Origin of the sequence: Lentzea sp. NPDC060358 (assembly GCF_042725365.1) — a bacterium.
GTDB lineage: Bacteria > Actinomycetota > Actinomycetes > Mycobacteriales > Pseudonocardiaceae > Lentzea.
Genome location: NZ_JBHXCW010000235.1, coordinates 1 through 11,831, shown reverse-complemented (window position 1 = coordinate 11,831; position 11,831 = coordinate 1). Strand labels below are relative to the sequence as shown.

The 11,831-nt window shown below is 69.9% G+C and carries 15 protein-coding genes; 7 read left to right on the top strand and 8 right to left on the bottom strand.

Translation table 11 applies throughout. The features are described from left to right. Positions 1 to 34: 34 nt before the first annotated feature. Both ACFWGZ_RS33665 and ACFWGZ_RS33660 read right to left on the bottom strand, forming a co-directional pair. Positions 35 to 2,575, bottom strand: a complete 2,541-nt coding sequence (locus tag ACFWGZ_RS33665) for a hypothetical protein (RefSeq protein WP_382455620.1) — start codon at positions 2,573 to 2,575, stop codon at positions 35 to 37. 290 nt (positions 2,576 to 2,865) lie between these two features. Continuing rightward, positions 2,866 to 3,027 (bottom strand): hypothetical protein, encoded by a 162-nt coding sequence (locus ACFWGZ_RS33660; RefSeq protein ID WP_382455619.1) that lies wholly within the window; start codon positions 3,025 to 3,027, stop codon positions 2,866 to 2,868. Between the two features lie 68 nt (positions 3,028 to 3,095). Between ACFWGZ_RS33660 and ACFWGZ_RS33655 the strand changes: the two genes are divergently transcribed. The 3 genes from ACFWGZ_RS33655 to ACFWGZ_RS33645 all read left to right on the top strand — a co-directional run bounded on the left by ACFWGZ_RS33655 (position 3,096) and on the right by ACFWGZ_RS33645 (position 4,711). Beyond that, complete coding sequence (locus ACFWGZ_RS33655; protein ID WP_382455618.1) at positions 3,096 to 3,692, top strand: histidine phosphatase family protein; 597 nt, start codon at positions 3,096 to 3,098, stop codon at positions 3,690 to 3,692. Then, positions 3,692 to 4,165: a GNAT family N-acetyltransferase gene (locus ACFWGZ_RS33650; protein ID WP_382455622.1), complete on the top strand. Its 474-nt coding sequence runs from the start codon at positions 3,692 to 3,694 to the stop codon at positions 4,163 to 4,165. Before ACFWGZ_RS33655 ends, ACFWGZ_RS33650 begins: the two co-directional genes overlap by 1 nt. A gap of 192 nt (positions 4,166 to 4,357) precedes the next feature. Continuing rightward, entirely contained in the window at positions 4,358 to 4,711 is a 354-nt protein-coding gene (locus ACFWGZ_RS33645) for a DUF5684 domain-containing protein (RefSeq protein ID WP_382455617.1), read from the top strand. 74 nt (positions 4,712 to 4,785) lie between these two features. On the opposite strand, the gene ACFWGZ_RS33640 is transcribed toward ACFWGZ_RS33645, so the two are convergent. From ACFWGZ_RS33640 to ACFWGZ_RS33630, 3 genes are all read right to left on the bottom strand, one after another. Then, on the bottom strand, positions 4,786 to 5,595 hold the full coding sequence (locus tag ACFWGZ_RS33640) for an SAM-dependent methyltransferase (RefSeq protein WP_382455616.1): 810 nt from the start codon (positions 5,593 to 5,595) through the stop codon (positions 4,786 to 4,788). Positions 5,596 to 5,750: 155 nt separating this feature from the next. After that, positions 5,751 to 6,452, bottom strand: coding sequence for a S1 family peptidase (locus tag ACFWGZ_RS33635; protein WP_382455615.1), 702 nt, complete (start codon positions 6,450 to 6,452; stop codon positions 5,751 to 5,753). Between the two features lie 91 nt (positions 6,453 to 6,543). After that, positions 6,544 to 6,960, bottom strand: coding sequence for a hypothetical protein (locus ACFWGZ_RS33630; RefSeq protein ID WP_382455614.1), 417 nt, complete (start codon positions 6,958 to 6,960; stop codon positions 6,544 to 6,546). Positions 6,961 to 7,214: 254 nt separating this feature from the next. On the opposite strand from ACFWGZ_RS33630, the gene ACFWGZ_RS33625 reads away from it, so the two are divergent. Together ACFWGZ_RS33625 and ACFWGZ_RS33620 are read left to right on the top strand one after the other, a co-directional pair. After that, complete coding sequence (locus ACFWGZ_RS33625) at positions 7,215 to 8,156, top strand: diacylglycerol/lipid kinase family protein (protein ID WP_382455613.1); 942 nt, start codon at positions 7,215 to 7,217, stop codon at positions 8,154 to 8,156. Positions 8,157 to 8,401: 245 nt separating this feature from the next. Then, positions 8,402 to 8,656, top strand: coding sequence for a WhiB family transcriptional regulator (locus tag ACFWGZ_RS33620; protein ID WP_330853468.1), 255 nt, complete (start codon positions 8,402 to 8,404; stop codon positions 8,654 to 8,656). A 142-nt stretch (positions 8,657 to 8,798) separates the two neighbouring features. On the opposite strand, the gene ACFWGZ_RS33615 is transcribed toward ACFWGZ_RS33620, so the two are convergent. Further along, a complete protein-coding gene (locus tag ACFWGZ_RS33615; RefSeq protein WP_382455621.1) occupies positions 8,799 to 10,277 on the bottom strand; it encodes a sensor histidine kinase in 1,479 nt (492 codons plus the stop codon). Between the two features lie 54 nt (positions 10,278 to 10,331). On the opposite strand from ACFWGZ_RS33615, the gene ACFWGZ_RS33610 reads away from it, so the two are divergent. Next, positions 10,332 to 10,406, top strand: coding sequence for a 50S ribosomal protein bL37 (locus ACFWGZ_RS33610; protein ID WP_369809028.1), 75 nt, complete (start codon positions 10,332 to 10,334; stop codon positions 10,404 to 10,406). A 64-nt stretch (positions 10,407 to 10,470) separates the two neighbouring features. Here ACFWGZ_RS33610 and rsrA read toward each other — a convergent pair whose 3' ends face one another. Both rsrA and ACFWGZ_RS33600 read right to left on the bottom strand, forming a co-directional pair. Continuing rightward, complete coding sequence (gene rsrA, locus ACFWGZ_RS33605; protein ID WP_330853469.1) at positions 10,471 to 10,731, bottom strand: mycothiol system anti-sigma-R factor; 261 nt, start codon at positions 10,729 to 10,731, stop codon at positions 10,471 to 10,473. Then, positions 10,728 to 11,393: a sigma-70 family RNA polymerase sigma factor gene (locus ACFWGZ_RS33600; RefSeq protein WP_382418534.1), complete on the bottom strand. Its 666-nt coding sequence runs from the start codon at positions 11,391 to 11,393 to the stop codon at positions 10,728 to 10,730. Before ACFWGZ_RS33600 ends, rsrA begins: the two co-directional genes overlap by 4 nt. Before the next feature lie 50 nt (positions 11,394 to 11,443). Between ACFWGZ_RS33600 and ACFWGZ_RS33595 the strand changes: the two genes are divergently transcribed. Beyond that, a partial coding sequence (locus tag ACFWGZ_RS33595) for a YbaK/EbsC family protein (RefSeq protein WP_382455612.1) occupies positions 11,444 to 11,831 on the top strand: 388 nt, incomplete at its 3' end.

Sequence of the window (11,831 nt, the reverse complement as noted above, 5' to 3'; positions counted from 1 at the left end):
CCCGAGCGGGGAGCGGCACCGTCCGGCGAAGCGCCTAGGCCTGGGCGACCTTGCCGATCACCTCGAAGTCGGTGCCGGTCGGCGAGAGCCCCTCGAACTGCACCCGGACCTGCTCCTCGGACTCGGCTTCGGCGTCGGTCACCGTGGGCACGGTGACCTCGATCGACGTCTGCCCCGGCGCGATCACCACGTAGAGCGCGAGCTGACTCGCGGACAGCGGCCTCGACGGCAGCGCCGACTCACCGGAGTTCTGCTGGAACCACGTGCCGTTGACGTCCGTTGTGGACAGTTCGGTGGCACCCTCGGGTGCCACCGGCAGGCCGCCCAGCGTGAACGGCGCGTCGGCGGCTTCCGAGAGCGTCAGCCTCCACTTCAGGACACCGCCCTCCACCACGCTGTCCGCGACCGGCGTGACCGTGAGCTTCGGCGCCGGGTCGTCGTCGCGCACCAGCAGGCCGCCGACCGCGGACCCGACGACGGCGTTCGAGATCGCCTGCACCGCGACGGGGACCTGCCGGTCGCCGCCCCACCTGGTGTTGCCGGTGACCGGGATCGGCACCTCGGTGCGGTTCTCGCCGGGTGCCAGCGACACGAGCTTCGTCGTGGGCTGGTTGTCCGCGGTGGTGTAGAAGAGCCGCACGACACGGGTGCCGTCGCCGCCCGCGGTGACGACGACGTTGTACGTCTGCGTGCCGGAGTTCCCCTCGTCCGCGGTGACGACGGTGGCGTCGACCCGGCCCGGGCCGGTCACCGCCACCGGGACGAGCCCGTCGTTCCAGCCGTGGGCGTCGATCAGCCACGCCTCGCCCGCCGCCGTCTCGGGCACCAGTTCCAGCGCTGCCACGGCACCGAGTCCCCCGGGCAGCGGAACGCGGACTTCCTGGGCCCACAACGCACTCACGCGGGCGGTGCCGGGCAGACCGGTGACGGACACCGACCCGAGCGCGTGCCTCTGTCCACTTCGATCAGTCACCGAGACGCCGAACCCGGTGGTGGGAGCGTTCGCCGGGACCGCCAGCCGCAGGGCCAGCGACCGCGACCCCTCCAGCGACACCGGGGCCGCCGGCCGCACCTCGGCCGTCTGTCCCGCCGCCGCCCACTTCAGCGCGACGGACAGGCGTTCCGGCTGCGCGGACGCGTACCGGAAGCCGACGAAGTGCGGTGACCGCGTCGTGCTGCACACGGCCGCCGCGTCCCGCGAGACCTGCTGGCACACCCGCGCGCTCCCGGACACGGCCGTGGCGGCGTCCGGCACGACGAACGGCTTCCGCGCGGCACCGACGGCGTGCGAGAGGACACGGGCCGGGTCGGCGGACGGCGCGCGCACGCCGGACCCGTCGAGCAGTGGCAGCACCCGCTCGTCGCCGGAGAGGAACAGTTGCGCGGACGCCGCGACGTAGGTGGCACCCGCGGCCTGCTGCTGGTCCGCGGTCAGGCGGGTGGCGGTGCCGGGCGTGCACAGCGCGTCCGGCGGGCTGCCGGGCGAGAAGTCGTCGAACGCCGGCGCGACCGCCTGGCCGGGCGTCCACTCGCTGTTGAAGTAGTTGTGGTTCGCGCCGGCCACGTACAGCGCGCTGTGCAGCGCGGCACCGTCGCTCAGGCCGCGCGTCTGGTCGACGAACATCTGGCCCTGCAGGTCGGAGACGTCGCCGTCGCAGCCGGGCAGGATCGTCACCGACGGCACGTCCGGCGCCGGGTTGTGGCCGAAGATCGTGGGACCGACCAGCACGTCACCGCGGATGGTCCAGCGGACCGGACCGCTGAACCCGGTGTCGCCCGCGGGCGGGGTGAGGCTGTCGGTCGCCGCGCGGTTGACGCCCTCGCCGCCGCGGGAGTGGCCGATGAGCAGCACCTCGTCCATGTCGGCCTGCACGGCGACGGGTGCGCCCCCGCTGCCGGACGACCAGTCCGCCCACCTCGCCAGGTGGTGGCGCACCAGCGACGACCGCGCCTGCGCACCGGCGTCCACGGCCTGCGCGTCCTGGGCGTTGATGCCGTTCGCGGAGATCGAGACCGTCAGGTAGCCCTGCGAGGCGAGGAGCTGCTGCGCCTTCAGGTACCCGCGATGGCTCGGCACGGCGGTCATGCCCGCCGGGCACGGCCAGTTGATGCTGATCTGGCCCGACCCGCCGTAGCAGGTGAAGTGCCGGCCGTGCAGGAACAGCGCGAGCGGCCGCTTGCCGGGCGCGCTCTCCGGCGCGACGACGACGGCCTGCATCTCGATCGGCACCCGGTAACCGGGCAGCGTGATCGGGTCGAGCTCGTACTCACCGGTGGTCGTGGCGTACGGGCCGGGCGTGCCGGGGTCCACGTCCGCCGCGGGCCGGGGCGCGGGCAGTTCGGGCACGGCCAGCGAGGCCTGCGGCGGCTCGGGCACGTCCAGGCGCCTGCCGGCCGATCTCACCTGCACCGCGGACGGGTCCCCCGGCGCCGCCTCCAGCGTGAACGTGCGGAGGTCGGCGGACTCCCGGGCGCGCCCGAGGAACCGGTCGCCCTCCCAGAACTCCACGCCGGCGTTCGTCGGCGGCATCGGCGCGGGAGCGGTCCAGCGGAGCACGCCCCCGGCGACGGACACGCCGGGAGGTGGCTGCGGAGCGGCTGACGCGGGCACCGCGGGTAAGACCGCGGCCAGCAGAACGGGTATCAGAAACGCGAATGTCCGGCGCATGCAGGTCCCCCTCGAAAAGGACGGATCCACTCCGTTCTAGCGAGGTCGAACGCGTTTGCGACCGCCGGTCGCCAACCAAAACAACAAATAGACGACAGTATTACGCCATTCAGCTCATTTGAGATGCGAATGGCGGGTTGACCCAGCTCAGGGCAGGTTCTACAGCGCTGGTCGCCGAATTCCGGCCGACCTGGACCTCACCGCTCCCCGGCGTCGGTGTCGCGTTCGTTCTGGCGCAGTTTGTTCCACGTCGAAGTGAGTTCGGTGCGGATGCGCGCGACGCGGACCCCGAAGGCTTCGCGGATCTCGCGTGCGTCGACCTCGTCGGGGACGCCGTGGTCGGGCTGCTCGGCGGTCATGTCTTCCCGGCTACCTCGCGAGCGGACTCCTCCAAACGTGCTCCCCGTCACTCCTTAGGATCGAACAGGTGAGCACCCACCTCTACCTGCTGCGCCACGGCCAGACCGAGTGGTCCGAGACCGGCAGGCACACGGGACGCACTGACATCGAGCTGACGCCCGAGGGCGAGCAGCAGGCACGCCGCGCGGGCGCCGTGCTCGCCCGGCTGCGGGGCACCGACCAGGCGCCCGCGCTCGTGCTGACGAGCCCGCGCCACCGCGCCACCAGGACGGCGGAGCTCGCCGGGCTGGAGGTCGGCGCCACCACCGAGGACCTGGCCGAGTGGGACTACGGCGACTACGAGGGCATCACCACCCCGCAGATCCGCGAGCGCGTCCCCGGCTGGACGGTCTGGACGCACCCGATGCCGAACGGCGAGACGCACGCCGAGGTGCAGGACCGGGCCCGCAAGGTGCTCGGCGAGGTGCGCAAGATCCTGCCCGGCGGCGACGTGGTGCTGGTGGGGCACGGGCACTTCAGCCGCGTGCTGATCGCGGCGTGGCTCGGCCTCGCGCCCGACCAGGGCGTCCACTTCGGACTGGACCCGGCCGGCATCTGCCAGCTGGGCGACGAGCGGGGCGACCCGCAGGTGCGCAGGCTCAACGTGCCCGCGTGGGAGGTGTGATGATCCGCCGGGTCGAACCGCGCGACGTCGACGCGGCCGTGCGGCTGGTGCACGAGCTCGCGCTCTACGAGAAGGCGCCCGAGCAGTGCCACCTCACCGCGGAGCAGTTGCACACCGCGTTGTTCCGCGATCACGCCGCGCTGTTCGGCCACGTGGCCGAAGTGGACGGTGAGGTTGTCGGGATCGCGTTGTGGTTCCTGAACTTCTCGACGTGGGACGGCGTGCACGGCATCTACCTCGAGGACCTCTACGTCACGCCGGAGCACCGCGGCAGCGGCATCGGCAGGCAGCTGCTCGAGACACTTGCCCGGGAGTGCGTCGCCAAGGGCTACACCAGGTTCCAGTGGTGGGTCCTCAACTGGAACGAGCCCAGCATCGGCTTCTACCGCAAGCTCGGCGCCGTCCCGATGGACGAGTGGACCGTGATGCGGGTGGCGGACGAGGCGCTACGCGAGCTGGGCTCATCACTCTGAAGGTTGACGGAAGGTCTCGAAAGGCTCACGAAACGGGAATTCCACACAGGACCGGCGCACGGTGCTGGCAGCGTCCCCGCTCGCCGATCCCCCGGCAAGAAGCAAGCGTGGAAAGAAGGAACGACCGCGGGCACTGACCCGACCACCGAGATCGACACGACGGCCGCTGCCGCCATCTCCGGCACCTTCCTGGTGATCAGCCTGATCTTCGCCGTGATCGGCATCATCATCATGTGGAAGGTCAACACCAAGGCGGGTCAGCCCGGCTGGGCCGCGATCATCCCGATCTACAACATCTACGTGTGGCTGAAGATCGCCGGCCGTCCCGGCTGGTGGCTCGTCCTCATGCTGATCCCGTTCGTGAACGTGGTCATCTCGGTCATCGTGTCGATCGACATCGCCAAGTCGTTCGCGAAGGACACCGTCTTCGGCGTCGTCGGCCTCTGGCTGTTCAGCCTGATCGGCTACGCGATCCTCGCGTTCGGCAACGCGCAGTACCACGGCCCGGCCGCGCTCGCGGGCCAGCAGGCCGCGTACCGGAGCTGATCCCCGCAACGGCGCAAGGCCGGGTCTGGAGCCACCCCTGGGCTCCGGGCCCGGCCTTCGTCGTACCCGAGGGATCAGGGACCGACCAGGCCCACGGCGCCGTAGGTCGAGGCGTCCGCCGCGGCCGACGCACCGGGCAGCTCGCCGTCCGCGCGCCAGTGCGCCGCGAGCACCAGACCGGGCTCGAGCAGCCGCAGCCCGCAGAGGAACTCCTCCACGTCCTGCTTCGTGCGCGGCACGAGCGGCGAGTGCATGCCGTCCGCGAGGTGGTCGACCAGCCGGCCGACGAGCTCGGGCTCGACGTCCTTCGTGAGGTGCGTCAGCGCGAGGATGCTGCCTTCGCACAACGCGGCCCGGTAGCGCGCGACGACACCCGCGGGTTCGTCGGTGACGTACGGGAGGATGCCGATCATCAGCACCGCGGTCGGTTCGCTGAAGTCGATGAGGCGGCGCGTCTCGGGGTCGCGCAGCACGGCGCCGACGTCGCTCACGTCGGACTGCACGATGGCGGCGTCGAGGTTGTCGCGCAGCATCGTGCGGGCGTGCGCGACGGCGATCGGGTCGTGGTCGACGTAGACGACGCTGCACGACGGGTCGATCGACTGGGCGACCTCGTGGACGTTGCCCGCGGTCGGGATGCCGCTGCCCAGGTCGAGGAACTGGCGGATGCCGTACTCCTCGACGCACAGCCGCACCACGCGGCGGGAGAACGACCTGATCGTGCGCGCCATCTCGGCGACCGGGAACCGCGCGATGCTCTCCTCGGCCAGCAGGCGGTCGACCGCGAAGTTGTGGGCCCCGCCGAGGTAGTAGTCGAAGAGGCGGGCCATGTTCGGGCGCTCGGAACCGCCCCCTGTCCTCACCTGCTTCAGGCGGTCCTGCACAGCGCACCTCACCTGCTCCCGAGCGGCGCGAACGCTGCGGAACGGTAGCTGGCTACTCCGTTCGTGTCCATCCGCCATTGGTGAACACGCAGGGTGATGGCCCCCGGCCGGAGCCGAGGGCCATCGCAGGGTTACCGCTGGTGGGACGGGGTGTCTCAGACTCCCGCGTACTGCCGGATCCAGCTGCGGTAGCTGGAGTTGTTGATGTTGGTGTAGTTCGAGACGCTCGACCGGTCCGAGGTGGACGCGACACCGACCTGGCGGCCGTTCGCGAACATCGGGCCGCCGGAGTCGCCACCGGCGGCGATGCCGTCGATGCGCCGCACGCTGATGGCCTGACCACCCCGGTAGTCACGTCCGTTGACGTTCGTGACCTGGGTGTTCGCGACCTTCAGGTAGCGCGACTGGCAGTTGATCTCCGGCTGGTTGGTGCAGGTCGCGCCCCAGCCGTAGAGCTGCACGGTCTGGCCGTTCGAGACGGTCTGGCCGAGCGGGGAGAACGGCGCCGACATCGACGTGCTGACCCGGACGAGCGCCAGGTCGGCCGACGGGTGCTTGATGATCTGGTTACCGGTGACGAGCTGGCCACCGGAGGTCTGGTCCAAGCTGCCCGCGCGGAAGGTGTACGTGCCCGAGGAGGCCACGCAGTGCTCCGCCGTCAGGATCCAGGTCGGGGCGATCTTCGTGGCGGAGCAGTTCTCCCGCCCGTTCACGAAGAGCCGCGCCGCGTACGGGAAGTTCGACGCGGTGCTGCCGCCGATGATCATCGGCGACATGTTCGGGTCCTCGGGAGCAGCCGAGGCCGTCACGGGTGCGAGGGAGAGCGCCGCCAGGAAGGCACCCGCGATCGCGGTCATAACACGCATGGTTGGTCACCTCTTGAGAGCAGGGAGTGGTTAAGCAACCACGCACAGCTTCACCCTTTGGTGTGAGGCTGACCACCCTCCGTTAGTCGGCTTTGTCGTGATCCGCGGAGTCGTGGCCCATCGCCCAGCGGCGGCCGTCACTGGTGAACAGCAGCACGAGCACCACGACGCAGTAGATGCCGCCCAGCGACCCCAGGAGCTGCTGGTCAGACGGGCCGTAGGCGTACCAGGCACAGCCCAGGAGCAGCAGCTGCGTGACGATAACGGGCGTGCGCGCGCCGTGCTGGCCCCGGAACAACAGCACCGAGGCGAGGATCGCCGCGCCGAACCAGATCACGAGCACACCGGCGGCGCCGAGGATCGGGCCGGCGGGCTTCGACCCGCCGATCACCCGGATCACGAGGGCGACGGCCAGCGCGATGCCGCCCAGGCCCTGCAGGACGGTGAGCGCGGAGGCGATGCGCACCGAGCGCGGTGGCGCCGGGGTCCCAGTGGTCACGGGCGGCCTTTCCTCACGTTCTGTACCTGGTCACGGATCGTAGGCCACCCGGTTGGAGGGCTCACTCGGCACGCCCCGCGCGGCAGGATCGAGGGACCTCCTCAGCGAGCCGGCGGTCGTCCGGGGTGCACTCGACTTCGAGGGGAACGCGGTGCTGACGGAAGGGAGATCTGCGCCACTTTCGTGAGGCTGTGGCTACCCCGAGGGAGGACATGCGAGACGCCGGCGGTCACGCATTGTCTTACTCTCAAGTGGTGCGCGCACTTCTCGTGGTGAACCCGCAGGCGACTACAACGACGCCGGCGGGCCGTGACGTTTTGGCGCACGCGCTGGCCAGCGACGTGAAGCTGGAGATCGTCCAGACCTCCTACCGCGGCCACGCCGCGGACGCCGCGAGCCAGGCCGTGTCGGACGGGTTCGACCTGGTCATCGCCCACGGTGGCGACGGCACGGTCAACGAGGTCGTCAACGGCGTCCTGCGCGACGGCCCCCGCCCGGAGACGCCGATGGTGGGCGTCGTCCCCGGCGGTTCGGCGAACGTCTTCGCGGGCGCCCTGGGCATCCCGCGCGACCCCGTCGAGGCCACGCACGTGCTGCTCCAGGCGATCGAGCACGGCACCAGCCGGCGGATCGGGCTCGGCCAGGTCTTCGCGGACGTCGCCGAGGGGGCCGACGGGCGCTGGTTCACCTTCAACGCCGGCATGGGGCTCGACGCCGACGTGGTGGCGGGCGTCGAACGCAAGCGCGCCAAGGGCCACAACGCGAGCCCTGCCCTCTACCTGAGCGTCGCGCTCAAGGCGTACGCGCAGAACGTGCGCAAACCGCAGCACTTCACCGTCGAGATCCCGGACGAGGCGCCTTTCGAGGACGTCGGCATGGTGTTCGTGTCGAACACCGACCCGTGGACGTACTTCGGCGACAAGGCGATCCAGCTGAACCCGAGCACGTCGTTCGACGGCGGTCTCGGCCTCAGCGCGCTGGAGACGATGCGGGTGCCCACCGTCGGGCGCTACATCGCCCAGGTCCTCGCGACGGGCAACCCGAAGAGCGGGAAACTCGTTCGGCGCGACGACGTGGGTTATGTCAGAGTGAAGTCCGAGGAGCCCGCCAACCTCCAGGTCGACGGAGATTTCCTCGGAACGACGACTGCGGTCGAGTTCCGGGCGGTTCCCGACGCGTTGACTGTTGCCGTATAAGCAACTTGACAGTCCGTGATCGGTTCGTGACCGTCCTGGTACTCACCCGGGATGTACTGCAGTCGAGTGACAGCAGAGCGTGAAACCCCAGGTGAACGCTGTCGATCTTTTGGGTGAGTTCACTCACCGGGTCAGTGCTTACCCCTTGACATCTCTGCCGTTCGTGAAAGCATTCACAAGCACCCCAAAAACGACCGCTGACAACCGGCGTGCCCTTGTGCGCGCCTAGCTGAGGAGTAGTTCCAATGGACTGGCGCCACCGCGCGATCTGCCGCGACGAGGACCCCGAGCTGTTCTTCCCCGTGGGAAACAGTGGTCCCGCGCTGCTCCAGATCGCCGAGGCGAAGACCGTCTGCCGTCGCTGCCCCGTCGTCTCCGACTGCCTCGCGTGGGCGCTGGAGAGCGGCCAGGACGCCGGCGTGTGGGGCGCGATGAGCGAGGACGAGCGTCGCGCTCTCAAGCGCCGCAACGCCCGCACGCGTGCCCGCAGCAACGCCTGAGCAGGCTGTTCGCCGCAAGCAAAGACGTACGAGAAGAAGCCCGACACCGTGCCAGGTGTCGGGCTTCTTCGTTGTTTGCACACCCTCCCGCATGACCACGTGAGACCGCTGAGGCTGGTCGTCACGTGTGCACTTCGCCAGTTTACCGCCGCCCTCTGAGCGGCACGCGCAGGACCGCCTCAGTACCGCCTCGGGGCCGCCGCCGCAAGCTCAGCGAGCCTCTCAATTCGGAATCGACGAGGGTCCGAACGATCTGCAGACCCAGCCGGTCGGTGCGTTCCAGCGAGAAGCCCTGCGGAAGGCCCTTGCCGTCGTCGGTGATCGTCACGTCGAGCCACTTGGCGGAGCGCTCGGAGTGGACGACGACCTCCCCGCGCTGGCCAGGGGCGTAGGCGTGCTCGAAGGCGTTCTGCACGAGCTCGGTCAGCACCATCACCAGCGGGGTGGCGATCTCGGCGGGCACGACCCCGAAACCGCCCTCGCGGCGCACGCTCACCTGGGTCTCGGTGACGGCCACGTCGCCCATCATCGGGATCACCTTGTCGACCACGTCGTCGAGGTCGACGCGCTCGTCCACGGACATCGACAGGGTCTCGTGCACCAGTGCGATGGAAGTCACACGGCGGACCGACTCGGCCAGCGCCTCCTTCGCCTCCGGGTTGCTCAACCTGCGGCTTTGCAACCGGAGCAGCGCGGCCACGGTCTGCAGGTTGTTCTTCACCCGGTGGTGGATCTCGCGGATCGTCGCGTCCTTGGACATCAGCGCGCGGTCCCGCCGGCGCACCTCCGTGACGTCGCGGCACAGCACGATCGCGCCGGCCGCCTGCCCGCGCGGCCGCAGCGGCAGCGCGCGGAACAGCACGGCGGCGCCCCGGCGCGACTCGGCCTCCATGCGCATCGACGTCTGGCCGTCGAGGGCCTGCCGGATGCGCTGGGCCACCTCGGTCGCGTCGAACGGGTCGCCGATGAGGCTGCGGGTGAGCGGGGCGAGGTGGACGCCGACGAGGTCGGACGCGTGCCCCATGCGGTGGTAGGCCGACAGCGCGTTCGGCGAGGCGAACACCACCGCGCCGGACGGGTCGAGCCTGATCAGGCCGTCGCCGACGCGCGGGCTGGTGTGCACGTCCGGCGACGGTTCGGGCGCCGGGAACGTGCCGTCGGCGATCATCTGGCACAGGTCGGCGGCGCTGCCGAGGTAGGAGATCTCGAGCGGCGACGGCACGCGCGGCACCGCGAGGTTGGTGCTGCGGCTCAGGACCGCGATGACCTGCGTGCCCAGCCGCACCGGGATCGTCTCCCTGCGCACCGGCACGCCGAGGTGCCAGCGCGGGTCCTCCTCGCGGCAGATGCGCGACTCGTCCCGTGCCCGGCGCAGCTGCGGGTGCTCCTCGGAGTCGACCTCGCTGCCCACCACGTCCTCCGGGTGGGCCGTGGGCGCGGTGGTGGGACGGGCCTGGGCGACGCAGAGGAACTTGTCGTCCTCCAGCGGCACCCACATCAGGAAGTCCGCGAACGACAGGTCGGAGAGGAGCTGCCACTCCGCGACGACCAGTTGCAGGTGGTCGGCGGCCGCTCCGGAGAGCTTGGTGTGCTCGGCCAGCAGGTCCGTGAGCGTAGACAGAACTCCTCCATGAGAAACTGGTGGGCGAAGCAGTTCTGATCCTAGGAGACACCCATGTCGAAGCGTGCTCGCAAGCGCCGCGACCGCAAAAAGGGCGGCGCCAACCGAGGCAAGCGCCCCAACGCCTGAGTGCTGCGAAAGGCCCTGGACACCATCACGGTGACCAGGGCCTTTTGTCGTGCGGGAGGACGTCTCAGTCCTCGGTGCGGATCTCCACGATCGTCGCCCGGATGCGCGCCTTCAGGTCGGCGGGGGCGTAGTCGCCACCGCACTTGCGCGCGAGCAGCGCCTTGAGGTGCTCCTCCAGCCCGAACTGCTCCAGGCACGGGTGGCACTCGTCGAGGTGCGTCTGCAGCGCCGCGCGACGGGACCCGTCGCACTCCTGGTCCAGGAACAGCCAGACCTCGGACAGCACCTCGGAGCAGTCGGTGTCGTGGGGTTCGCCGCAGTTCATGACGCGTCTCCGTTGCTGCCTCGCAGGAAACCGCGGTCGCGGGCGACGTCCGCCAGCATGTCGCGGAGCTGGCGACGGCCCCTGTGCAACCGGGACATCACCGTGCCGATCGGGGTGCCCATGATGTCAGCGATCTCCTTGTACGCGAAGCCTTCGACATCGGCGAGGTAGACCGCGATCCGGAACTCCTCCGGCAACCGCTGCAATGCTTCCTTGACGTCGCTGTCGGGCAGGTTGTCGAGTGCCTCGACCTCGGCGCTGCGCAGCCCGGACGAGGTGTGGCTCTCCGCCTGCGCCAGCTGCCAGTCCGTGATCTCGTCCGTCGGCTGCTGGATCGGCTGGCGCTGCTTCTTGCGGTAGCCGTTGATGTAGGTGTTCGTCAGGATCCGGTACAGCCACGCCTTGAGGTTCGTGCCCTCCGAGAAGGACGCGAACGCCGAGTAGGCCTTGAGGTACGTCTCCTGCACCAGGTCTTCCGCGTCGGCCGGGTTGCGCGTCATGCGCAGCGCGGCCGAGTACAGCTGGTCGAGCATGGGCATGGCGTCGCGCTCGAAACGCGCAGCGCGCTCCGCCGTCGTTTCTGTCGTGCCGGTGGCGGGCACCGCGCTCCCTTCCCACAGGTTCTGGGTCGGGACTGACTCTACGCGTGACCGCTCAAGCATGTTGGTTGCCACGTACCGCTCAACAACGGGCGGGCTGGTAGTAATTCCGCATGGCCGGACGTGGGACGCCCGCCACAGCGCTGCTGGACAAGCAGCGGGTGGCGCACACCTTGCACTCGTACGAGCACGACCCCCGCCACGAGTCGTACGGGCTCGAGGCGGCCGAGGCGCTCGGGCTGGTGCCGGAACGCGTCTTCAAGACGCTCGTCGCCGAGGTGGACGGCAAGCTCGCGGTCGGCGTCGTGCCGGTGACGTCGCAGCTCGACCTGAAGGGTCTCGCCGCCGCCCTGAAGGGCAAGAAGGCGAAGATGGCGGTCGTCGCGGACGCCGAACGCGCGACGGGTTACGTCGCCGGCGGCATTTCTCCACTTGGGCAGAAAAAACGACTGCCCGTGGTGCTCGACGAATCGGTGTCCGATTTCGACACGATTTTCTGCC

Excerpts from the sequence above, each read along its gene's own strand:
- ACFWGZ_RS33635 (WP_382455615.1), bottom strand. The coding sequence starts at position 6,452 with ATGACCGCGATCGCGGGTGCCTTCCTGGCGGCGCTCTCCCTCGCACCC.
- ACFWGZ_RS33620 (WP_330853468.1), top strand. The coding sequence starts at position 8,402 with ATGGACTGGCGCCACCGCGCGATCTGCCGCGACGAGGACCCCGAGCTG.
- rsrA (WP_330853469.1), bottom strand. The coding sequence starts at position 10,731 with ATGAACTGCGGCGAACCCCACGACACCGACTGCTCCGAGGTGCTGTCC.
- ACFWGZ_RS33600 (WP_382418534.1), bottom strand. The coding sequence starts at position 11,393 with ATGCTTGAGCGGTCACGCGTAGAGTCAGTCCCGACCCAGAACCTGTGG.
- ACFWGZ_RS33660 (WP_382455619.1), bottom strand. The coding sequence starts at position 3,027 with ATGACCGCCGAGCAGCCCGACCACGGCGTCCCCGACGAGGTCGACGCA.
- ACFWGZ_RS33650 (WP_382455622.1), top strand. The coding sequence starts at position 3,692 with ATGATCCGCCGGGTCGAACCGCGCGACGTCGACGCGGCCGTGCGGCTG.